General features: G+C 40.8%; 36 protein-coding genes and 2 pseudogenes. All 38 read left to right on the forward strand.

Annotated elements, in window-relative coordinates:
• Positions 1–68: 68 nt before the first annotated feature.
• Positions 69–833 (forward strand): annotated as a pseudogene (locus tag N9I19_RS19220) (elongation factor Tu); the annotation flags it as partial.
• A gap of 419 nt (positions 834–1252) precedes the next feature.
• The gene (rpsJ, locus tag N9I19_RS19225) at positions 1253–1561 is read left to right on the forward strand and encodes a 30S ribosomal protein S10 (protein ID WP_019244375.1); all 309 of its coding nucleotides are present in this window, start codon (positions 1253–1255) and stop codon (positions 1559–1561) included.
• Between the two features lie 40 nt (positions 1562–1601).
• Positions 1602–2231 carry a 50S ribosomal protein L3 gene (gene rplC / locus N9I19_RS19230; RefSeq protein WP_061440382.1) on the forward strand — a complete coding sequence of 210 codons (630 nt, stop codon included), beginning with the start codon at positions 1602–1604 and terminating at the stop codon, positions 2229–2231.
• Between the two features lie 25 nt (positions 2232–2256).
• Positions 2257–2880, forward strand: coding sequence for a 50S ribosomal protein L4 (gene rplD / locus N9I19_RS19235; RefSeq protein ID WP_061141104.1), 624 nt, complete (start codon positions 2257–2259; stop codon positions 2878–2880).
• A complete protein-coding gene (gene rplW / locus N9I19_RS19240) occupies positions 2880–3164 on the forward strand; it encodes a 50S ribosomal protein L23 (protein WP_034305023.1) in 285 nt (94 codons plus the stop codon). The genes rplD and rplW overlap by 1 nt, the downstream gene beginning before the upstream one ends.
• A gap of 26 nt (positions 3165–3190) precedes the next feature.
• Complete coding sequence (gene rplB, locus N9I19_RS19245; protein WP_061440383.1) at positions 3191–4021, forward strand: 50S ribosomal protein L2; 831 nt, start codon at positions 3191–3193, stop codon at positions 4019–4021.
• A 60-nt stretch (positions 4022–4081) separates the two neighbouring features.
• Complete coding sequence (rpsS, locus tag N9I19_RS19250; protein ID WP_034305018.1) at positions 4082–4360, forward strand: 30S ribosomal protein S19; 279 nt, start codon at positions 4082–4084, stop codon at positions 4358–4360.
• A 17-nt stretch (positions 4361–4377) separates the two neighbouring features.
• The gene (rplV, locus tag N9I19_RS19255) at positions 4378–4719 is read left to right on the forward strand and encodes a 50S ribosomal protein L22 (protein ID WP_061440384.1); all 342 of its coding nucleotides are present in this window, start codon (positions 4378–4380) and stop codon (positions 4717–4719) included.
• A gap of 3 nt (positions 4720–4722) precedes the next feature.
• Positions 4723–5379 carry a 30S ribosomal protein S3 gene (gene rpsC / locus N9I19_RS19260; RefSeq protein WP_061440385.1) on the forward strand — a complete coding sequence of 219 codons (657 nt, stop codon included), beginning with the start codon at positions 4723–4725 and terminating at the stop codon, positions 5377–5379.
• 1 nt (position 5380) lies between these two features.
• On the forward strand, positions 5381–5815 hold the full coding sequence (rplP, locus tag N9I19_RS19265) for a 50S ribosomal protein L16 (RefSeq protein WP_053349061.1): 435 nt from the start codon (positions 5381–5383) through the stop codon (positions 5813–5815).
• Complete coding sequence (gene rpmC / locus N9I19_RS19270) at positions 5805–6008, forward strand: 50S ribosomal protein L29 (protein ID WP_034305010.1); 204 nt, start codon at positions 5805–5807, stop codon at positions 6006–6008. The genes rplP and rpmC overlap by 11 nt, the downstream gene beginning before the upstream one ends.
• Before the next feature lie 18 nt (positions 6009–6026).
• Entirely contained in the window at positions 6027–6290 is a 264-nt protein-coding gene (gene rpsQ, locus N9I19_RS19275) for a 30S ribosomal protein S17 (RefSeq protein WP_034305007.1), read from the forward strand.
• A 41-nt stretch (positions 6291–6331) separates the two neighbouring features.
• Entirely contained in the window at positions 6332–6700 is a 369-nt protein-coding gene (gene rplN / locus N9I19_RS19280) for a 50S ribosomal protein L14 (RefSeq protein ID WP_061440386.1), read from the forward strand.
• 43 nt (positions 6701–6743) lie between these two features.
• On the forward strand, positions 6744–7055 hold the full coding sequence (rplX, locus tag N9I19_RS19285) for a 50S ribosomal protein L24 (RefSeq protein WP_061440387.1): 312 nt from the start codon (positions 6744–6746) through the stop codon (positions 7053–7055).
• 29 nt (positions 7056–7084) lie between these two features.
• A complete protein-coding gene (gene rplE / locus N9I19_RS19290; RefSeq protein WP_048677889.1) occupies positions 7085–7624 on the forward strand; it encodes a 50S ribosomal protein L5 in 540 nt (179 codons plus the stop codon).
• A gap of 25 nt (positions 7625–7649) precedes the next feature.
• Positions 7650–7835: a type Z 30S ribosomal protein S14 gene (locus N9I19_RS19295; RefSeq protein WP_034304998.1), complete on the forward strand. Its 186-nt coding sequence runs from the start codon at positions 7650–7652 to the stop codon at positions 7833–7835.
• 30 nt (positions 7836–7865) lie between these two features.
• Positions 7866–8264: a 30S ribosomal protein S8 gene (rpsH, locus tag N9I19_RS19300; protein ID WP_061440388.1), complete on the forward strand. Its 399-nt coding sequence runs from the start codon at positions 7866–7868 to the stop codon at positions 8262–8264.
• Between the two features lie 30 nt (positions 8265–8294).
• Entirely contained in the window at positions 8295–8831 is a 537-nt protein-coding gene (rplF, locus tag N9I19_RS19305) for a 50S ribosomal protein L6 (protein ID WP_061440389.1), read from the forward strand.
• A gap of 32 nt (positions 8832–8863) precedes the next feature.
• Positions 8864–9226: a 50S ribosomal protein L18 gene (gene rplR / locus N9I19_RS19310; protein WP_061440390.1), complete on the forward strand. Its 363-nt coding sequence runs from the start codon at positions 8864–8866 to the stop codon at positions 9224–9226.
• A 22-nt stretch (positions 9227–9248) separates the two neighbouring features.
• On the forward strand, positions 9249–9749 hold the full coding sequence (gene rpsE, locus N9I19_RS19315) for a 30S ribosomal protein S5 (protein WP_034304987.1): 501 nt from the start codon (positions 9249–9251) through the stop codon (positions 9747–9749).
• Positions 9750–9765: 16 nt separating this feature from the next.
• Complete coding sequence (gene rpmD, locus N9I19_RS19320; protein WP_057915223.1) at positions 9766–9948, forward strand: 50S ribosomal protein L30; 183 nt, start codon at positions 9766–9768, stop codon at positions 9946–9948.
• Positions 9949–9980: 32 nt separating this feature from the next.
• Positions 9981–10421, forward strand: a complete 441-nt coding sequence (gene rplO, locus N9I19_RS19325; protein WP_034304982.1) for a 50S ribosomal protein L15 — start codon at positions 9981–9983, stop codon at positions 10419–10421.
• On the forward strand, positions 10421–11716 hold the full coding sequence (gene secY, locus N9I19_RS19330; RefSeq protein WP_317778703.1) for a preprotein translocase subunit SecY: 1296 nt from the start codon (positions 10421–10423) through the stop codon (positions 11714–11716). The genes rplO and secY overlap by 1 nt, the downstream gene beginning before the upstream one ends.
• A 58-nt stretch (positions 11717–11774) precedes the next feature.
• Complete coding sequence (locus tag N9I19_RS19335) at positions 11775–12428, forward strand: adenylate kinase (protein WP_317778704.1); 654 nt, start codon at positions 11775–11777, stop codon at positions 12426–12428.
• Positions 12429–12499: 71 nt separating this feature from the next.
• Positions 12500–12951 (forward strand): annotated as a pseudogene (locus N9I19_RS19340) (M24 family metallopeptidase); the annotation flags it as partial.
• A gap of 42 nt (positions 12952–12993) precedes the next feature.
• Positions 12994–13212, forward strand: coding sequence for a translation initiation factor IF-1 (infA, locus tag N9I19_RS19345; protein ID WP_028390440.1), 219 nt, complete (start codon positions 12994–12996; stop codon positions 13210–13212).
• A gap of 40 nt (positions 13213–13252) precedes the next feature.
• Positions 13253–13366: a 50S ribosomal protein L36 gene (rpmJ, locus tag N9I19_RS19350; RefSeq protein ID WP_003156543.1), complete on the forward strand. Its 114-nt coding sequence runs from the start codon at positions 13253–13255 to the stop codon at positions 13364–13366.
• Between the two features lie 22 nt (positions 13367–13388).
• A complete protein-coding gene (gene rpsM / locus N9I19_RS19355; RefSeq protein ID WP_057915228.1) occupies positions 13389–13754 on the forward strand; it encodes a 30S ribosomal protein S13 in 366 nt (121 codons plus the stop codon).
• Positions 13755–13776: 22 nt separating this feature from the next.
• A complete protein-coding gene (gene rpsK / locus N9I19_RS19360; RefSeq protein ID WP_028390438.1) occupies positions 13777–14166 on the forward strand; it encodes a 30S ribosomal protein S11 in 390 nt (129 codons plus the stop codon).
• Positions 14167–14343: 177 nt separating this feature from the next.
• The gene (locus N9I19_RS19365) at positions 14344–15288 is read left to right on the forward strand and encodes a DNA-directed RNA polymerase subunit alpha (RefSeq protein WP_317778705.1); all 945 of its coding nucleotides are present in this window, start codon (positions 14344–14346) and stop codon (positions 15286–15288) included.
• An 83-nt stretch (positions 15289–15371) separates the two neighbouring features.
• On the forward strand, positions 15372–15734 hold the full coding sequence (gene rplQ / locus N9I19_RS19370) for a 50S ribosomal protein L17 (protein WP_061440393.1): 363 nt from the start codon (positions 15372–15374) through the stop codon (positions 15732–15734).
• 367 nt (positions 15735–16101) lie between these two features.
• A complete protein-coding gene (locus N9I19_RS19375) occupies positions 16102–16941 on the forward strand; it encodes an energy-coupling factor ABC transporter ATP-binding protein (RefSeq protein WP_317778706.1) in 840 nt (279 codons plus the stop codon).
• Entirely contained in the window at positions 16917–17783 is an 867-nt protein-coding gene (locus N9I19_RS19380; RefSeq protein WP_061440395.1) for an energy-coupling factor ABC transporter ATP-binding protein, read from the forward strand. Before N9I19_RS19375 ends, N9I19_RS19380 begins: the two co-directional genes overlap by 25 nt.
• Positions 17783–18580, forward strand: a complete 798-nt coding sequence (locus tag N9I19_RS19385; RefSeq protein WP_089364073.1) for an energy-coupling factor transporter transmembrane component T family protein — start codon at positions 17783–17785, stop codon at positions 18578–18580. Before N9I19_RS19380 ends, N9I19_RS19385 begins: the two co-directional genes overlap by 1 nt.
• 14 nt (positions 18581–18594) lie before the next feature.
• Entirely contained in the window at positions 18595–19335 is a 741-nt protein-coding gene (gene truA, locus N9I19_RS19390; protein WP_284469081.1) for a tRNA pseudouridine(38-40) synthase TruA, read from the forward strand.
• A 267-nt stretch (positions 19336–19602) separates the two neighbouring features.
• On the forward strand, positions 19603–20040 hold the full coding sequence (rplM, locus tag N9I19_RS19395) for a 50S ribosomal protein L13 (RefSeq protein ID WP_034304960.1): 438 nt from the start codon (positions 19603–19605) through the stop codon (positions 20038–20040).
• A 20-nt stretch (positions 20041–20060) separates the two neighbouring features.
• Positions 20061–20453: a 30S ribosomal protein S9 gene (gene rpsI / locus N9I19_RS19400; RefSeq protein WP_034304957.1), complete on the forward strand. Its 393-nt coding sequence runs from the start codon at positions 20061–20063 to the stop codon at positions 20451–20453.
• Positions 20454–20917: 464 nt separating this feature from the next.
• Positions 20918–21445, forward strand: a complete 528-nt coding sequence (locus tag N9I19_RS19405; protein ID WP_061440398.1) for an ECF transporter S component — start codon at positions 20918–20920, stop codon at positions 21443–21445.
• Positions 21446–21618 lie beyond the last annotated feature (173 nt).

The following is a 21618-nucleotide window of genomic DNA, read 5'->3' on the forward strand; positions in this document are numbered from 1 at the left end:
GAAGACCCGATCAGCATGAAAAGAGGTACCCCAACAATACTGGATAATTGCATGGAAATGTAGGTGATGATGACGAAGAACTTCTTGAATTAGTAGAAATGGAAATCCGTGATCTACTATCTGAATACGAATTCCCTGGCGATGACATTCCAGTTATCAAAGGATCTGCACTAAAAGCTCTTCAAGGAGAAGCTGAATGGGAAGAAAAAATTCATGAATTAATGACAGCTGTTGATGAGTATATCCCAGAACCAACTCGTGACACTGAAAAACCTTTCATGATGCCAGTTGAGGATGTATTCTCTATCACTGGTCGTGGTACAGTTGCTACTGGTCGTGTTGAGCGTGGACAAGTTAAAGTCGGTGACGTTGTTGACATCATCGGTTTCAACGAAGAGTCTAAACCAACAACTGTAACAGGTGTTGAAATGTTCCGTAAACTTCTTGACTATGCTGAAGCTGGTGACAACATCGGTGCACTTCTTCGTGGTGTATCCCGTGAAGATATCCAACGTGGACAAGTACTTGCTAAACCAGGTACAATCACTCCACACACAAAGTTCAAAGCTGAAGTTTATGTTCTTTCTAAAGAAGAAGGTGGACGTCACACTCCATTCTTCACAAACTACCGTCCTCAGTTCTACTTCCGTACAACTGACGTAACTGGTATTTGTAACCTTCCTGAAGGCGTAGAAATGGTTATGCCTGGAGACAACATCGAAATGACTGTAGAACTTATCGCTCCAATCGCTATCGAAGAAGGTACTAAATTCTCTATCCGTGAGGGTGGACGTACTGTAGGCGCTGGCGTAGTTGCTACAATCACAGAGTAATTGATTCATAAAACAATATTGGAAGGGACGCCTTCCGGGAAAAGCAGATGGGACGCCATCTGCTTTTTTTTATTTTAAAGGACTTTATATTTTTTCTTCTATAATATCCGTTGGAAATTGAGTGCATTCCAAAGAAAATGTTGTGGATTTACCAAATGAAGAAAATGGATATGAAAGACCGTGTAGAATGTACTTGTAAATACTTGAGATAGTATGTATAATAATAAAAGTGTGTTGCACAAGAAAGTCTAAGTTTAACTTGCATTCTACTTGTGCTTTATGTATAATAGACAATGTTGGTCTTTGACTGCGATGATATGGAAGGTTGCTGACACACCCGGCCGCTTTGCCATGGCGAGTGTGTGGGAAATTTCCATTGAGAAGGTCTATTTCAAAATAGGCGAAAAGGAGGGAAAATTATGGCAAAACAAAAAATTCGTATCCGTTTAAAAGCATATGATCACAGAATTCTTGATCAGTCTGCTGAGAAAATTGTTGAAACTGCAAAACGTTCTGGTGCGGCTGTATCTGGTCCAATTCCATTACCTACTGAAAGATCGGTATACACGATCCTACGTGCGGTTCATAAATACAAAGATTCTCGTGAACAATTCGAAATGCGTACGCATAAACGTCTAATCGACATCGTTAATCCAACTCCACAAACAGTTGACTCATTGATGCGTTTAGATTTACCATCAGGCGTTGACATTGAAATCAAATTATAATTCATATAAATATGAACAATTACTCTAGGAGGTGTGACTTATGACCAAAGGAATCTTAGGAAGAAAAATCGGTATGACTCAAGTTTTTGCTGAAAACGGCGAACTTATCCCGGTAACAGTTATCGAGGCTGCTAATAACGTGGTTCTTCAAAAGAAAACTGTTGAAACTGATGGGTATGAAGCAGTTCAAGTTGGTTTTGAAAACAAACGTGAAAAGCTTTCTAACAAACCTGAAAAGGGACATGTTGAAAAAGCAAATACTACTCCTAAGCGCTTCATTCGCGAATTCCGCGGAACGGATCTTACTGAATATGAGATCGGTCAAGAAGTCAATGTTAGTATTTTCGCTGAAGGCGATTTAGTAGATGTATCAGGAATTTCAAAAGGTAAAGGTTTCCAAGGCGCTATCAAACGTCACGGACAATCTCGCGGACCGATGACTCATGGTTCTCGTTACCACCGTCGCCCAGGTTCAATGGGTCCTGTAGCTCCAAACCGCGTATTCAAAGGTAAACTATTACCAGGACGTATGGGTGGGGAACAAATTACTGTTCAAAACTTAGCTATCGTTAAAGTTGATGTTGAACGTAACCTACTATTGATCAAAGGTAATGTACCTGGTGCTAGAAAAGCATTGATCAAAGTTAAAACTGCTGTTAAAGCAAAGTAATTTCTGAGAAAGGAGGAGCAATAGAATGCCAAAAGTTACATTGTTCAACCAAACAGGTTCTCAAGTTGGCGACATCGAACTGAATGAATCCATCTTTGGTATCGAACCTAATAATCATGTATTATTTGAAGCAATCATTATGCAACGAGCTTCCTTACGTCAAGGAACTCATAAAGTTAAAAACCGTTCTGAAGTTGCAGGCGGTGGACGTAAACCTTGGAAACAAAAAGGAACTGGACGTGCGCGTCAAGGTTCTATCCGTTCTCCACAATGGCGTGGCGGTGGCGTTGTTTTTGGACCAACTCCAAGATCTTACGCTTACAAGCTACCTAAAAAGGTACGTCGTTTAGCTATTAAATCTGCATTGTCTGCAAAGGCATTGGAAGAGAACATTTTGGTACTTGAAAGCTTGTCTTTCGAAGCTCCAAAAACAAAAGAATTTGTAGCAGTACTTAAAAACCTTTCTGTTGATACTAAAACGTTGATCGTTACTGACGGATTAGATGAGAAAGTTGCTCTTTCTGCACGTAACATCCCTGGTGTTACTGTAGTTGAAGCTGTTGGTCTTAATGTTCTTGATGTTGTATCACACAACAAATTGATCTTGACTAAATCAGCTGTCGAAAAAGTAGAGGAGGTGCTTGCATAATGGATGCACGCGATATCATTAAGCGCCCCGTAATCACTGAACGCTCTTCAGACATAATGGCTGAAAAAAAATATACTTTTGAAGTTGATGTTAGAGCTAACAAAACTCAAGTTAAAGATGCTGTTCAAGAAATTTTCGGCGTTAAAGTTGAGAAAGTAAACATCATGAACTACAAAGGTAAATTCAAACGTATGGGCAAACATGCAGGCTATACTAACAAGCGCCGTAAAGCAATTGTTAAATTAACTGCTGACAGCAAAGAAATCGAGCTATTCGAGGCTTAATTCATTAGAGAAGGAGGGAAATACAAATGGCGATTAAGAAGTATAAACCTACCTCTAACGGTCGACGTAATATGACAACTTCCGATTTTGCTGAGATCACTACAGACAAACCGGAAAAATCATTACTTGCTCCTTTACACAGCAAAGGCGGCCGTAATAACCAAGGTAAGTTAACAGTTCGTCATCAAGGTGGCGGCCACAAGCGTCAATACCGTATCATCGATTTCAAACGGAATAAAGATGGTATACCAGGACGCGTTGCTACTATTGAGTACGATCCAAATCGTTCTGCAAACATTGCATTAATTAATTACGTTGATGGAGAAAAACGTTATATCCTAGCTCCAAAAAACCTAGAAGTAGGTTTGGAAATCATGTCAGGTCCAGAAGCTGACATTAAAGTGGGTAACGCACTTCCTCTTATTAACATCCCAGTTGGTACAGTAATTCATAACATAGAACTTAAACCAGGAAAAGGTGGACAATTAGTCCGTTCAGCAGGAACATCTGCTCAAGTACTTGGTAAAGAAGGTCGTTATGTACTTGTACGTTTAAACTCAGGTGAGGTTCGTATGATTCTTGCTACTTGCCGTGCTACAATCGGTCAAGTTGGTAATGAACAACATGAACTTATCAACATTGGTAAAGCTGGCCGTAACCGTTGGTTAGGTAAACGCCCAACAGTTCGTGGATCAGTAATGAACCCGAACGATCACCCACACGGTGGTGGTGAAGGTAAAGCTCCAATCGGACGTAAATCACCAATGTCTCCATGGGGTAAACCAACTCTTGGATTCAAAACTCGTAAGAAGAAAAATAAATCCGATAAATTTATCGTACGTCGTCGTAAAAAATAACGGGATTGACCTACGGTTCATATATAGAACCGTAGAACAGTCACGAAGGGAGGTACTCGCATGGGTCGTAGCTTAAAAAAAGGGCCTTTTGTTGATGATCATTTATTGGTAAAAGTTGAAAAATTAAATGAAGCTGACAAGAAACAGGTAGTAAAAACTTGGTCTCGTCGCTCAACAATCTTCCCGCAATTCATCGGACATACAATCGCTGTTTATGACGGTCGTAAGCATGTGCCGGTTTATGTAACAGAAGATATGGTAGGTCACAAACTAGGCGAATTCGCGCCTACACGCACTTATAAAGGTCACGCAAGTGATGACAAGAAAACAAGACGTTAATGAGAGGAGGGCATCTCATGCAAGCAAAAGCTGTCGCTAGAACAGTTCGTATTGCTCCTCGTAAAGTGCGTTTAGTCGCAGATTTAATTCGAGGAAAACAAGTAGGTGAAGCAGTAGCGATTCTTCGCTTAACACCAAAATCTGCTTCTCCAGTCGTAGAAAAAATTCTGAAATCTGCTATCGCAAATGCAGAACACAACTACGAAATGGATATTAATAACCTAGTCGTTTCAGAGGCATACGTTAACGAAGGACCAACATTAAAACGTTTCCGTCCTCGCGCTCAAGGTCGTGCGAGTGCAATAAACAAACGTACTAGTCATATTACAATCGTTGTATCAGAAAAGAAGGAGGGGTAATCTGTGGGTCAAAAGGTAAATCCAGTCGGTTTGCGTATCGGGATCATCCGTGATTGGGAATCCAAATGGTACGCTGATAAAGACTACGCAGTTCTTTTGCATGAAGACATTAAAGTTCGTGAGTATATCGCGAAACGTTTAAATGATGCTTCTGTATCCAAAGTTGAAATCGAACGTGCAGCTAACCGTATCAATGTATCTGTTCACACTGCTAAACCAGGAATGGTTATCGGTAAGGGCGGTACTGAAGTTGAAGCACTTCGTAAAGCTTTGAACCAGTTAACTGGCAAAAGAGTTCATATCAATATCATTGAAATTAAAAGAGCAGATCTTGACGCAAAATTGGTTGCTGAAAACATCGCTCGTCAATTAGAAAACCGTGTTTCATTCCGTCGTGCTCAAAAGCAAGCTATCCAACGTACTATGCGTTCTGGCGCACAAGGAATCAAAACTCAAGTTTCTGGTCGTCTTGGCGGTGCTGATATTGCTCGTGCTGAACATTACAGCGAAGGAACAGTTCCACTTCACACACTTCGTGCTGACATAGATTATGCTCATGCTGAAGCAGATACTACTTACGGTAAGCTAGGCGTGAAAGTTTGGATCTACCGTGGAGAAGTTCTTCCTACTAAGAAGAAATCTGAGGAAGGAGGAAAATAATATGTTATTGCCAAAACGCGTAAAATACCGTCGTGAACACCGCGGTAAGATGAGAGGGATGGCTAAGGGCGGCACTGAAGTTCATTTTGGAGAATTTGGACTTCAAGCTCAAGAAGCTTCCTGGATCACTAACCGCCAAATCGAAGCAGCTCGTATTGCGATGACTCGTTATATGAAACGTGGAGGAAAAGTTTGGATCAAAATTTTCCCAAGCAAACCTTACACAGCTAAGCCGCTTGAAGTACGGATGGGTTCCGGTAAAGGTGCTCCTGAAGGTTGGGTAGCAGTAGTTAAACCGGGCAAAGTATTGTTTGAAATCTCTGGTGTATCTGAAGAGGTGGCAAGAGAAGCATTGCGCCTTGCAGCACACAAACTTCCAATCAAATGCAAGTTTGTAAAAAGAGAGGAAATTGGTGGTGAAACAAATGAAAGCTAATGAAATCAAAGATCTAACCACTGCTGAAATTGAACAAAAACTAAAATCTCTTAAAGAAGAACTATTTAATCTTCGTTTCCAGTTAGCTACTGGACAACTTGAAAATACAGCTCGCATCCGTGAAGTTCGCAAATCGATTGCTCGTATGAAAACAGTTGTTCGTCAAAGAGAGATCGGTGTCACTAATCGATAATGAATGGAGGTTTGCAGAATGAGCGAACGCAACCAACGCAAAATCTACACTGGCCGCGTAGTATCCGATAAAATGGATAAAACAGTAACAGTTGTTGTAGAAACCTATAAAAAGCATTCTTTATACGGTAAACGCGTGAAATACTCTAAAAAGTTAAAAGCTCATGACGAGCTAAACGAAGCTAAAGCAGGCGACGTAGTACGTATCATGGAAACTCGTCCACTTTCAGCTACAAAGCGCTTCCGTCTTGTAGAAGTAGTAGAAAAAGCAGTAATCATTTAATATAGTTCGGATTAAGCTAATTCCGAAGGGAGGTACCGTACATGATTCAACAAGAATCTCGTTTAAAAGTCGCTGACAATTCAGGTGCTCGTGAAGTGCTAACAATTAAAGTCCTAGGTGGTTCTGGCCGTAAAACTGCAAACATTGGTGATGTCATCGTTTGTACAGTTAAACAGGCAACACCAGGAGGCGTTGTTAAAAAAGGTGAAGTCGTTAAGGCTGTTGTTGTCCGTACAAAACGTGGTATGCGTCGTCCTGACGGTTCTTACATTCGTTTTGATGAAAACGCATGTGTAATTATCCGTGACGATAAGAGCCCACGTGGAACTCGTATTTTTGGACCTGTTGCTCGTGAATTACGTGACAATAGTTTCATGAAGATCGTTTCTCTAGCTCCAGAAGTTCTATAATATGTAAAATTTGTATAAAGCCTTTCAAGGAGGTGCCAAGCTAATGCATGTTAAAAAAGGTGACAAAGTCGTAGTCATCTCTGGTAAGGACAAAGGCAAACAAGGAACAATTCTTGAAGCATATCCGAAACAAAATCGTGTGCTTGTTGAAGGAATTAACATCGTGAAAAAGCATTCCAAGCCATCTCAAATTAATCCACAAGGTGGAATTATCAGCAGAGAAGCTGCTATTCACGTATCCAATGTAATGCCACTTGATCCTAAATCAGGTAAACCGACTCGTGTTGGATATAAGATCGAAAATGGTAAAAAAGTACGCGTAGCTAAAATATCAGGTGAATCTTTAGATAAATAAGTCATAAATGAAGGGAGGTACACTAAGCAATGAGCCGCCTTAAAGAAAAATTCAAAAGTGAAATTACACCGTCATTGATGGGTAAATTCAACTATCAATCAGTAATGCAAGTACCAAACATTGAGAAAATCGTTATTAACATGGGTGTGGGTGACGCAGTATCTAACTCAAAAGCTTTAGATACAGCTGTTGAAGAACTTACATTAATCACTGGTCAAAAACCAGTTATAACAAAAGCTAAAAAATCAATCGCAGGCTTCCGTTTGCGTGAAGGTATGCCTATCGGAGCGAAGGTTACATTACGTGGAGAACGTATGTATCAATTCCTTGATAAGCTAGTATCTGTATCTTTACCACGTGTACGTGATTTCCGCGGCGTTTCAAAGAAATCCTTTGACGGACGTGGGAACTATACATTAGGTGTTAAAGAACAACTTATCTTCCCTGAGATTGATTACGATAAAGTGAGCAAAGTTCGTGGTATGGATATCGTTATCGTAACGACTGCCAACACTGACGAAGAAGCTCGTGAACTACTTACTCAAGTTGGAATGCCGTTCCAAAAGTAATCTCTAAATAAAGGGAGGCGAAATCGTGGCTAAAAAGTCTATGATCGTAAAGCAAAAACGCGAACAGAAGTTTAAAGTACAAGAATATACACGTTGCGAACGTTGCGGACGTCCACATTCTGTATTACGTAAATTTAAACTTTGTCGTATTTGTTTCCGCGAACTTGCATATAAAGGACAAATTCCTGGCGTTAAAAAAGCTAGCTGGTAAAACCCGAGTTTGGGAAGGAGGTAAAATATAATGGTCATGACAGATCCTATTGCAGATATGCTTACTCGCATCCGTAATGCGAATATGGTTCGTCACGAAAAACTAGAAGTTCCTGCTTCAAAGATCAAAAAGGAAATTGCTGAGATCTTAAAGCGTGAAGGCTTCGTACGTGACTTTGAATTAATCGAAGACAACAAACAAGGTATCATCCGTATCTTCTTAAAATACGGTGCAAACAACGAACGTGTTATCACTGGTCTAAAACGTATCAGCAAACCTGGTTTGCGTGTATATGCAAAAACTGGAGAGGTACCACGCGTTCTAAACGGTTTAGGTATCGCAATTGTTTCTACTTCTCACGGAGTTTTAACAGACAAGGAAGCTCGCTCTAAACAAGCTGGCGGAGAAGTTTTAGCATACGTTTGGTAATACATTTTCACAAGAATGGAGGTGCACAATATGTCTCGTATAGGTAAAAAACCTATTGAAATCCCTACAGGCGTAACGGTTACTGTTAACGGAAGTGAAGTAACTGTTAAAGGTCCTAAAGGTGAATTAACTAGATCATTCAGTCCTGACCTTACAATCGTTGTTGAAGAGAACGTGTTAACTGTTACACGTCCGTCTGACGAGAAGGCTCACCGTTCTTTACACGGAACTACTCGCGCACTTATCTCTAACATGGTTGAAGGTGTATCAACAGGTTTTGTAAAATCACTTGAACTTATTGGGGTTGGGTACCGTGCACAAAAGCAAGGTACTAAGCTTATCCTTAACGTAGGATATTCTCACCCTGTAGAAATAGAGCCAGAAGCTGGCGTTGAAGTCGAAGTTCCTTCTAATACAAAAGTAATCATCAAAGGTGCAAACAAAGAACGTGTAGGAGCTCTAGCAGCTAATATCCGTGATGTTCGCCCACCTGAACCGTATAAAGGTAAAGGGATCCGTTACGAAGGCGAATTCGTTCGTCGTAAAGAAGGTAAAACTGGTAAGTAATGCCGCATAAGTAAACGAAAGGAGTGACGTAAATGATTACGAAGCTTGATAAAAATGCTACTCGTCAGAAAAGACATGCGCGTGTACGTGCTAAGCTTTCTGGAACAGAAGCTCGTCCTCGTTTAAATGTGTTTCGTTCAAACAAACACATTTACGCACAATTAATTGACGATGCACAAGGCGTAACATTAGCAAGTGCTTCAACTCTTGATAAAGAGATCAGTATCGAAGCTAGTAGCAATGCTGAAGCAGCTCAAAAAGTTGGCGAACTTATTGCGAAACGTGCTGTTGAAAAAGGTTTCAAAGCTGTGGTATTTGACCGCGGTGGTTACCTCTTCCATGGTCGTGTTAAAGCATTGGCTGACGCTGCTCGTGAAAACGGCTTAGAATTTTAATGGATAAGGAGGGACATAACAGATGCGTAGCATTGATCCTAATAAATTAGAACTTGAAGAACGCGTAGTTACAGTAAATCGTGTAGCTAAAGTTGTTAAAGGCGGACGTCGTTTCCGTTTCACTGCACTAGTTGTTGTTGGTGATAAAAATGGTCATGTTGGATTTGGTACTGGTAAAGCTCAAGAAGTTCCGGATGCTATCCGTAAAGCTATTGAGGACGCTAAGAAAAATCTAATTACTGTACCAATGGTTGGAACTACAATTCCTCACCTTGTGAACGGTCGCTATGGCGCAGGTCACATTCTATTGAAACCAGCTTCTGAAGGTACAGGAGTAATTGCTGGTGGTCCTGTTCGTGCGGTACTAGAATTAGGCGGAGTTAGCGATATCTTGTCTAAATCACTAGGTACTAATACACCTATTAATATGGTTCGCGCAACAATTGAAGGATTGAAGCAATTGAAACGTGCTGAAGACGTAGCTAAGTTACGTGGAAAATCAGTACAAGAACTGTTAGGATAAGGAGGGAAATCGAATTATGGCTAATAAATTAGAAATTACCCTCACTCGCAGCTTGATTGGTCGTCCTGAAGATCAACGTGTTACAGTTAACACTTTGGGTTTACGCAAAATGCATCAAACGGTTATTCATGAAGATAACCCTGCGATTCGCGGTATGATTACCAAAGTTGCTCATCTTGTTACTGTAAAAGAACAATAAAATAATTTTTAACTTAACAAGGAGGTGCCAACATGAAACTTCATGAGTTAAAAGCTGCAGAAGGTTCTCGTAAAGAACGTAAACGTAAAGGTCGCGGTATTGGATCTGGTAACGGTAAAACAGCAGGTAAAGGACATAAAGGACAAAACGCTCGCTCCGGCGGCGGTGTGCGTCTTGGATTTGAAGGGGGACAAACTCCTCTATTCAGACGTTTACCTAAACGTGGATTTACCAACATCAACCGTAAAGACTATGCTATCGTGAATCTTGATACGTTAAATCTTTTCGAAGACGGTACTGAAGTAACACCAGCTCTTTTACTTGAGACTGGAGTTGTTAGTAAAGAAAAAGCAGGAATCAAAATTCTTGCAAAAGGAAGCATTGAGAAAAAGCTTACTGTTAAAGCTCACAAATTCTCGTCTACTGCTAAAGAAGCTATCGAAGCTGCTGGCGGTAATACAGAGGTGATCTAATGTTTCGCACGATCTCCAATTTTATGCGCGTGGGTGAAATAAGGAATAAGATTATTTTTACCCTTCTAATGTTAATCGTCTATCGCATCGGTACATTTATACCTGTACCGCATGTGAATGCCGGTTTTCTCGCTGAACAGGACCAGCTGAGCGTCATAGGTCTTTTAAATACCTTTGGCGGCGGAGCACTAAAAAACTTCTCCATATTAGCGATGGGTATCATGCCATATATCACGGCATCTATCATCGTTCAACTATTACAGATGGATGTTGTACCTAAGTTCACTGAATGGTCTAAACAAGGGGAAGCAGGGCGCCGTAAATTAGCTCAATTCACGCGTTACTTCACTATTATCCTAGGATTTATCCAAGCTTTGGGCATGTCTTATGGGTTCAATAATATGTCAGGTGGCCAGTTGATTGAAAATCCTGGAATTGCAACATACTTGCTTATTGCGACTGTCTTAACGGCAGGAACAGCTTTTCTTTTGTGGTTAGGGGAGCTGATCACTGCTAAGGGTGTGGGTAATGGGATTTCCATCATAATCTTTGCTGGTATCGTAGCTAGTTTGCCAACAACGGCAAATCAAATATACGCCCAACAATTTGAAAATGCTGGCGATCAATTATTCTTACGAATTATAACGATTATCCTCATTGTATTAGCAGTATTAGCAATCGTGGTTGCTGTCATCTTCATTCAGCAGGCATTACGTAAAATTCCTATTCAGTATGCCAAACGTGCTGCGGTAGGTCGTACACAAATGGGTGGCCAGTCTACACATTTACCATTGAAAGTAAATGCTGCAGGGGTTATTCCGGTAATCTTTGCAATGGCATTTCTTATCACTCCTACTACAATCGCATCTTTCTTTGGAAAGAACAGTGTTACTAGTTGGATAACAGAAAATCTTGCTTATACCAATCCAATTGGTATGATCATATATGTCGCTCTTATCATTGCTTTTGCGTATTTTTATGCATTCATTCAGGTTAACCCTGAACAAATGGCTGAGAATTTGAAAAAGCAAGGTGGCTATGTGCCGGGGATTCGTCCAGGTAAGAGTACACAAGAATATTTAACACGTGTTTTATACCGTTTGACGTTTGTAGGCTCTATATTCTTAGCCATCATTGCCGTTTTACCGGTATTCTTCATTAAGATTGCTGAATTACCTCAATCTGCACAGATTGGTGGTACTAGTTTGCTAATTGTAGTGGGGGTTGCCCTTGATACGATGAAGCAGCTCGAATCACAACTTGTGAAGAGACACTATAAAGGCTTTATAAAGTAATGAGTTTTGGGAACGCCTTGTTCCCTTTACCCATTATAGAGTTTGAGGGGGAAGAAAATTGAATCTAGTGTTAATGGGTCTGCCTGGTGCTGGTAAGGGCACTCAAGCTGAACAAATCGTAGAAAAATATAATATCCCTCATATTTCTACTGGAGATATGTTCCGAACAGCTATCAAAGATGGAACAGAATTAGGTCTAAAGGCAAAATCATTCATGGACAAAGGCGAATTGGTACCAGATGAAGTTACCATTGGCATTGTACGTGAAAGATTAAGCAAGGAAGACTGCCTAAAAGGATTTTTGCTTGATGGTTTTCCACGTACTGTGGCACAGGCAGAAGCACTTGAAAGCATTCTTACTGATTTAGATCGAAAAATGAATTTTGTCATTAATATCGATGTTGATAAAAGCATCTTAATGGAAAGATTGACAGGACGTCGTATTTGCAAATCATGTGGTGCGACATATCATCTTGTATTTAATCCTCCCGCTAAAAATGATGTATGCGACCGCTGCGGCGGAGAATTATATCAACGTGCTGATGATAATGAAGAAACGGTTCAAAATCGCTTAGATGTGAATTTGAAACAAACCAAACCACTTCTTGATTTCTACGGAGAAAAAGGATACTTGGTCAACATTAACGGACAGCAAGATATTAATAAGGTATTTGAAGATATTGATGTGTTACTTGGTGCTTTGCAAAATTAATCATTCGTATTGATTTATGAAATTCAAACCATTTTTACAACTTACTAGTTAAACTTGGTGCATTCCTTTAATACAAAGGGTATAATGGATTTCGCGAGAGCATTCGCACATTTATTAATCAGGTTCTTGTACTTGGTATTCCCTGAATTGGGCGATTACTTTCTAAGTGATCTTCATGGACATATCCGGTCGGCAAAATTGATGAAGAAATGCAGTGACTCTATTGGGATTCCTAAAGAGTCGTGATATAGAGGGTTGAAAGAAGCTATGTCAGGCGTGCGCCTTTCAAACATCTCCCATGCTATTCAAACCTATGTCGAGACTAATTGCTTCTCTATTTCGAGAGTATGTCGGTCACGGAATCGGTCAAGACTTACATGAGGACCCATAAAATCCTCATTTCGGTCCAACTGATAAAGGTCCTCAGTTAAAGCCTGGTTCTACAAAATGGTGAATACTTGATGCAGAATTGTAAGACTTATGAGGATAATTGGACTGTAGTAATGTTGACGGAAAGATGTGTACCTTTAATAGGTTCACGCATAGAGAAGGGAGAATCACTTTAATGGCGAAAGATGATGTAATTGAAGTAGAAGGCACAGTACAAGAGACTTTGCCAAATGCAATGTTTAAGGTAGAATTAGAAAATGGTCATACTGTTTTAGCTCATGTATCCGGTAAAATTCGTATGCACTTTATTCGCATTTTGCCTGGAGATAAAGTTACGGTTGAGCTTTCCCCGTATGATCTAACTCGCGGCAGAATCACATACCGGTTCAAATAATCCGGTTACGCTCCGATCTGTATAAGGAGGTTAGATAGCAATGAAAGTCAGACCATCAGTCAAACCAATCTGCGAAAAGTGTAAAGTTATCCGCAGAAAAGGTAAAGTTATGGTTATTTGCGAAAACCCTAAACATAAACAAAAACAAGGCTAAATAGAAGGAGGTGCACTCAAGCATGGCACGTATTGCTGGAGTAGATATTCCCCGTGACAAACGTATTGTTATCTCATTAACATATATATATGGTATTGGAAAACAAACCGCGATGAAAGTTCTTGCAGAAGCAGGCGTTTCTGAAGAAACTCGCGTTCGTGACTTAACGGAAGACGAATTGAATAAAATTCGTGATATCATTGACAAGCTTAAAGTAGAAGGCGACCTTCGTCGTGAAATCTCCCTAAACATCAAACGTTTAATGGAAATCGGTTCTTACCGTGGTTTACGTCACCGTCGTGGTCTTCCTGTTCGCGGTCAAAATACAAAAAACAATGCTCGTACGCGTAAAGGACCTCGTCGTACTGTAGCTAACAAGAAAAAATAATTAGTAAAGGAGGTTACTTTTCATGGCACGTAAAACTAATACACGTAAACGTCGTGTGAAAAAGAATATAGAAACTGGTATTGCACATATTCGTTCAACATTCAATAACACTATCGTTACGATCACTGACTCTCATGGTAATGCTATTTCTTGGTCAAGTGCTGGAGCTCTAGGATTCCGTGGATCTCGTAAATCCACTCCATTCGCTGCACAAATGGCTGCTGAAACAGCTGCTAAAACATCAATTGAACATGGTATGAAAACTCTTGAAGTTACAGTTAAAGGACCTGGTGCTGGACGTGAGGCTGCTATTCGTGCACTTCAAGCTGCTGGCCTAGAAGTAACTGCAATTAAAGATGTAACTCCAGTTCCACATAACGGATGCCGTCCACCAAAACGTCGCCGTGTTTAATTTTTCTGTATAGATTTTGTATTCCTGTCAATAATGGGATATAATACTGAGTTTGCGTTCTTACAGAAGATTAATTTTCAGTTGTTGCGCACAGCGGGAACGTATACATGGGGAATTTCGGTTTAAGTGACTTAGTTTACTTGCCGGGGTTTTGACGTTTTGAAGGAGGGTTTATTGATGATCGAAATAGAAAAACCAAAAATCGAAACGGTTGAAATCAACGACGATACCAAATTCGGTAAATTCGTCGTAGAGCCACTAGAGCGTGGGTATGGTACTACATTGGGTAACTCCTTACGTCGTATCCTTTTATCCTCACTCCCAGGTGCTGCTGTCACAGCTATACAAATTGATGGAGTGCTACATGAGTTCTCAACAATTGAAGGCGTCGTGGAAGATGTAACATCTATCATTCTTAATGTGAAGAAACTAGCTCTTAAGATTTACTCTGATGAAGAGAAGACGCTGGAAATTGACGTTCAAGGTGACGGAGTCATCACGGCTGCTGATATCACTCATGATAGTGATGTAGAAATTCTTAATCCGGATTTATATATTGCTACAATTGGTAAAAACGGTCATATGCGTATGCGTTTATCTGCACGTCGCGGCCGCGGCTACACTCCTGCTGTTCAAAACAAGAGAGAAGACCAGCCAATTGGTGTAATTCCAATCGATGCTCTTTACACTCCGGTTTCACGCGTATCTTTCCAAGTTGAAAATACACGTGTTGGACAGTTGTCTAACTTTGACAAGTTAACGTTCGATGTTTGGACTGATGGCAGTACGGGTCCGCAAGAAGCGGTAGCACTTGGAGCTAAGATTTTAACAGAGCATTTAAATATTTTCGTTGGGTTAACCGATGAAGCTCAAAATGCTGAAATCATGGTTGAAAAAGAAGAATATCAAAAAGAAAAAGTTCTTGAGATGACGATCGAAGAATTAGACCTTTCTGTTCGTTCTTACAACTGCTTGAAGCGTGCTGGAATCAATACCGTTCAAGAGCTAGCTCATAAAACGGAAGAAGATATGATGAAAGTACGTAATCTAGGCCGTAAATCACTTGAAGAAGTGAAAGCGAAACTAGAAGAATTAGGCTTAGGTCTTCGTAAAGACGACTGATAACATGGCGGAATCAATCCATTATGTTGTGAGCCTTGTTTTAGACACACAATATAGAACTTCAACAAAGGAGGGAATCTCTAATGGGTTACAGAAAGTTAGGACGCACTAGCGCACAACGTAAAGCATTACTTCGTGATTTAGCTACGGATCTTATTATCCATGAGCGCATTGAAACTACTGAAGCACGTGCAAAAGAATTACGTTCTGTAGTAGATAAAATGATCACTCTTGGTAAACGTGGTGACTTGCATGCACGCCGTCAAGCTGCATCATTCATCCGTAACGAAATCGCTGACGCTGAGAAAGGCACAGATGCCCTTCAAAAACTATTCAGTGACGTGGCTCCACGTTATGAAGAACGTCAAGGTGGATACACTCGTATCATGAAAGTTGGTCCACGCCGCGGTGACGGTGCACCAGTCGTGGTTATTGAATTAGTTTAATAACAACGATGAAAAAGGGCGGGACAAATGAATATACTCACTTGTTCTATGCCCTTTTTCTTTTTTTAAATAGAAATTCTGTTTTTTAGAAATTCGCATTGAGTGTTACGATGGCTGGCGGAACCTGTTTATACAGGGAGCCTTCACGTCTAGCTCAAGCATCCCTTCCCGCTTTTTTTGATAAGCGATTATAAGATAACCTGTTTTTCGTAACAGGCCCGCTGTAAGCTGCTCTTAATTTACCGAAAATTCTTTCGGTGGAAGGGGTGCAGCGTTTTTTTATATTTTCAGAAGAAATACTACTATGTTTATGTTGATAGAGCAGAGTTCAGATTAGACGAGTGCAGTCGAGGATGAGGAGGGCCACATGGGGAAGAAGCTGGTTTCTTTAAAAAATATTATTTACAAATATGAGGGTCAGTCTCGAAACGCTTTGGATGATGTTTCTTTTGATATTCATCAGGGGGAGTGGCTTGCGATTGTCGGACATAATGGTTCTGGCAAGTCGACATTAGCGAAGTTACTGAATGGTCTTCAGTTCCCTAACTCAGGTACCATAACGATTAATGATCAACTTTTGACAGAAGAAACCGTTTGGGATGTACGCCAGAAAATTGGCATGGTTTTTCAAAACCCAGATAATCAGTTTGTAGGCACTACAGTTCAGGATGATGTGGCTTTTGGTTTAGAAAACGCCGGTGTTTCTCAGCAGGTTATGGTGGAGCGTGTTCATGGTGCGTTAAATAAGGTTAAAATGAATGCCTTTCTTAATCAAGAGCCGCACCATCTATCCGGCGGTCAAAAGCAGAGAGTGGCCATAGCAGGTGTAATAGCCTTGCAGCCAGACATAATCATCTTAGATGAAGCAACCTCAATGCTTGACCCAAGAGGCCGTGAAGAAGTGCTTGAAACAGTTAGGGAATTAAAACAGGAAAACGAGATTACCGTCATATCGATCACCCATGATCTTGAGGAAGCTGCGAAAGCTGATCGAATGATAGTCATGAACCAAGGTCGGTTATATCGTGAAGGACCGCCTCAGGGTATTTTTGAATTAGAGGAAGAATTAATTGCCCTTGGTCTTGATATTCCCTTTTCAGTGAAACTAACCAAAGAGTTACAAAAAAATGGTGTTCGTGTGGTTGATGGGCATTTGACAGAGGAAGAGTTGGTGAAGGATTTATGCGAATTACACTCGATGATGTAGAATACCGCTATCAGGTGAATACTCCTTTTGAACATCTAGCCCTTCATGATGTCAATATTTCAATGGAGCCTGGAACCTATACCGCAATCATCGGGCATACAGGGTCCGGAAAATCGACGCTACTGCAGCATTTGAATGCTCTTTTAAAACCGACGAAGGGCAGGGTCTTCATTGGTGACCGGACGATTGAGGCTGGACGGAAAGAAAAGGCATTACGGTCGATTAGACAAAAGGTTGGAATTGTTTTTCAGTTTCCGGAACATCAACTGTTTGATGAAACGGTTGAAAAGGATATATGTTTCGGACCTATGAATTTTGGGGTTTCTGAAATCGATGCAAAGAAACTGGCCAGGAAAGCTATCGCCCAAGTGGGGTTGAGTGAGGAAATTCTTGAAAAATCTCCATTCGACTTATCCGGTGGTCAAATGCGAAGGGTGGCCATTGCTGGGGTACTTGCCATGGAGCCGGAAGTATTGGTACTGGATGAACCCACAGCGGGACTGGACCCACGAGGACGCAAAGAAATCATGGATATGTTTTATGATTTGCATAAAGTTAGGGGCATTTCTACAATTCTGGTGACACATAGCATGGAGGATGCAGCCAAGTACGCGGATGACATCATTATCATGCACCAGGGTACGGTGTTCAAAAAGGGAACTCCCCAGGAAATTTTCTCCGAGCCAGAACAACTTCTGGAGCTTGGCCTGGATGTACCTGATACGGTCCGTTTTCAGCTCAAGCTCCAGAAGGAACTTGGGGTTCGGTTTGATCATCCATGTCTTAATATCGGTGATTTAGCTGTAGAAATAGATAAAGCCATGAAACGGGGGAACCGCTGATGCTGGATAAAATGATTATCGGGCGTTATGTCCCTGCAGACTCCCTGATACACAAGATGGACCCAAGGGCTAAATTGCTCCTTGTGTTCCTGTTTGTTTGTGTCATCTTCTTGGCGAATAATGTCGTTTCTTATGGTTTACTTGCGGTTTTCACCATCCTGTTGATTAGCCTTTCGAAGATACCGCTTCGCTATCTTTATAATGGGTTAAAACCTATTTTTTTCTTAATCGTATTTACATTCCTTCTCCATATATTGTTTACGAAAGAAGGGGAATTGCTTTTTGAATACGGTTGGTTCGAAATCTATGAAGGCGGTTTGATTCAAGGTTTGTTCATATCCGTAAGATTTACTTTACTAATCCTTGTTACGTCTTTATTAACTTTGACGACAACCCCAATATCCATTACAGATGGGATGGAAGAGCTGTTGGGACCCTTGAAAAAGTGGAAAATGCCTGTACATGAACTAGCATTGATGATGTCCATTGCCCTTCGATTCATTCCAACGCTGATGGAGGAAACAGAAAAAATCATGAAGGCTCAAACGGCAAGGGGAGTTGACTTTTCATCAGGTCCTATAAAGGACAGGGTTAAATCGATTGTACCGCTGCTTGTTCCTTTATTTGTGAGTTCGTTCAAACGGGCAGAAGAATTGGCGACTGCCATGGAATCAAGAGGATACCGTGGTGGGGAAGGCCGCACGAAATACCGCCAATTGGACTGGAAGACGAGTGATAGCCTTTTGATGGTCTCAATAGGTCTTCTTACGGTCATGTTATTTTTATTACGTTCATAATAAGGAAGAGTACTATGCCAAAATATAAATGTGTGATCGCTTATGACGGCACGGATTTCGCTGGTTATCAGGTGCAGCCTGAGAAACGGACCATCCAAAGTGAATTTGAGGCAGTCTTAGCCCAAATGCACAAAGGCACAATTATAAAGGTCACTGCTTCAGGCAGGACAGATTCAGGGGTTCATGCAAAGGGGCAGGTGATTCACTTTGAATCACCCCTTACATTTCCTACTGAAAATTGGGTAAAGGCGTTCAGCGCCCTTCTTCCGACCGATATTATCGTTTTGGAAGTCGATATCGTGCCTGATGATTTTCATGCCAGGTTCCATACGACTGGGAAAGAGTACCGTTATATCATAGCCCGATCCAAATTACGAGATCCGTTTAAACGGAATTACGCCTATCATTATCCCTATCCATTAGATGGGAAGGCGATTAAGGAAGCAATTTCCTATTTGGTAGGGACGCATGACTTTACAAGTTTTTGTTCGGCAAAAACGGAAGTGGTCGATAAGGTTCGAACCATCCAAGAAATTGACTTTGAAGAGAGCGATGGCTTCATGGTTTTTCGCTTCGTTGGGGAAGGGTTTTTGTATAATATGGTGCGGATCTTGGTTGGGACGCTCCTGGAAGTCGGCAGCGGCAAGATGGAACCCCGGGATATGATCGGGATATTGGACAAAAAGGACCGCAGTTTTGCAGGGAAAACAGCACCTGCCCAAGGCTTGTATTTATGGAAAGTATTTTACAAATAAAAATATTTTCGAAGTGATACCAGTTTTTTTACAACTGGCAAACAGGATGAAATCAGTAATGGAGCGGTTTGATGCCATACTGACCTTTTCATGGAGTTACAAAGAGTGTTTTATAGACAACTTATCCTAGTGTAACATTCCCTTGACAATGAATCTGGGAGAAGTTAATATAATATGGTATGTATTTTAATCCCACGATAAGCCCCGGAAGTTTATTGTGATTGAAAATAAATATAAAAAATTAAAAAGTTTTTTAGGAGGTTAACCATGCGTACGACATTTATGGCGAAAGCTAATGAAGTAGAACGTAAATGGTATGTGATTGACGCTGAAGGCAAAACTTTGGGTCGCCTTTCTACTGAAGTAGCATCCATCTTACGTGGTAAACATAAACCAACTTTTACACCTAACATTGACACTGGTGATCATGTAATTCTAATCAATGTTGAAAAAATCCACTTGACTGGTAAAAAATTGACTGACAAAATTTATTACCGTCACACTATGCATCCAGGCGGTCTTAAAACTAGAACTGCTCTTGAAATGCGTACAAACTACCCTGAGAGAATGCTTGAACTTGCTATCAAAGGTATGCTTCCAAAGAATTCTCTTGGTCGTCAAATCTACAAAAAATTACACGTATACGCTGGAGCTGAGCACCCACACGCTGCTCAACAACCAGAAGTATACGAATTACGCGGATAATTACTAAGGAGGTTACTATCTTGGCACAAGTTCAATATTATGGTACTGGTCGCCGTAAGAGCTCAGTAGCTCGTGTACGTTTAGTACCAGGCGAAGGTCGCATCGTTATTAACGGTCGTGACATTAATGAATATATTCCTTTCGCAGCATTACGTGAAGTTGTTAACCAACCACTAGTTGCTACAGAAACTACTGGAAATTACGACGTTCTAGTAAACGTTAGCGGTGGTGGATACACTGGTCAAGCTGGAGCAATCCGTCACGGTATCGCCCGTGCATTACTTCAAGTTGATCCAGAATACCGTCCATCTCTTAAAACTGCTGGTTTACTAACTCGTGACCCACGTATGAAAGAGCGTAAAAAATACGGTCTTAAAGGCGCACGTCGTGCACCTCAGTTCTCAAAACGTTAATTCTATTTTCGTTTCGAAAGGCTCTCAACCATTTTGGTTGGGGGTCTTTTTTATGAAAAGAAAGCTTTTGACCACACCATAGCTCCATGGACCTTTTGGGATTTAGAAGGTTTTTGCTCTCTAGTATCTGTTACATGTTTATTTATGATCATTGTCATATGAATGTCCCTAGTATCGCCCCATCTTCTTTAACCTTACTCCGGCTTCAACAAGGTAAGAATCATGGGATGTCTGAATACAAGAATAAATAGAGGCTTAAGGAGAATCAAAGGTAATTATCGCTTTATACCGCTCTTATCGACTTTTACCATCCTAGCCCAAATGAAATGCCGGGATCGTAATGGTGTGTTCCTTTTAAATCACGGGAGTTTATTTATATGGTAAAGATTTATTTGTAAAATCCATATTTATTAAGTTTCTGATTAGGAGTATGATAGTACTTAAAAAAAGAAAGAGGACCTCATATGAATTCAACATTTTCACCAATTGAAACGACTAAAACAAAAGCCTTGGTCATCAATGCGCTATTCATCGCATTAACCCTTGTAGCGACAATGATCAACATCAAGCTCCCAATAATGGGTAACGGAGGCCTAATCCATCTTGGTAACGTTCCCCTTTTTATAGCAGCTTTGGTATATGGCAAAAAAACAGGAGCGATAGCAGGCGCAATCGGAATGGCCTTCTCCGATCTTATCTCTCCTTGGGCAGCATGGGCACCGTTTACATTCATCATCGTAGGTGCAATGGGCTTTTTAGCTGGCCTCATATCCGAAAAGGTACCCGGAAAAAGAGAACTTGTATATACACTTGCCGTTGTCGTTGCATTGATTGTAAAAGTCGTGGGCTACTATTTTGCCGAAGTTATCCTTTACGGTAACTGGATACAGCCATTCGGCTCTATCCTCGGAAACGTAATGCAGGTCGTATTAGCGGGTATAATTGTAGTGCCCCTTGCAGGACGCTTAATGAAAAGAGCTGGTCAGATATAGGCAGTGGAATTTGGGAAACTATTTCAAACCATTCTTGGAGTTGGAATACGTTGTTTGTGACCTCAAAAAAGTGCCTTTTTGATGAGTGAACTAACGCTATGAATTTCAGCCCCGCTGCTAAATAAGCAGTGATTATGACCGCTATTGCAATATGTTATATCATGTGAAAGAAG

The sequence above is a fragment of the Peribacillus sp. CSMR9 genome (assembly GCF_033141925.1).
Taxonomy (GTDB): Bacteria; Bacillota; Bacilli; order Bacillales; family DSM-1321; genus Peribacillus; species Peribacillus simplex_A.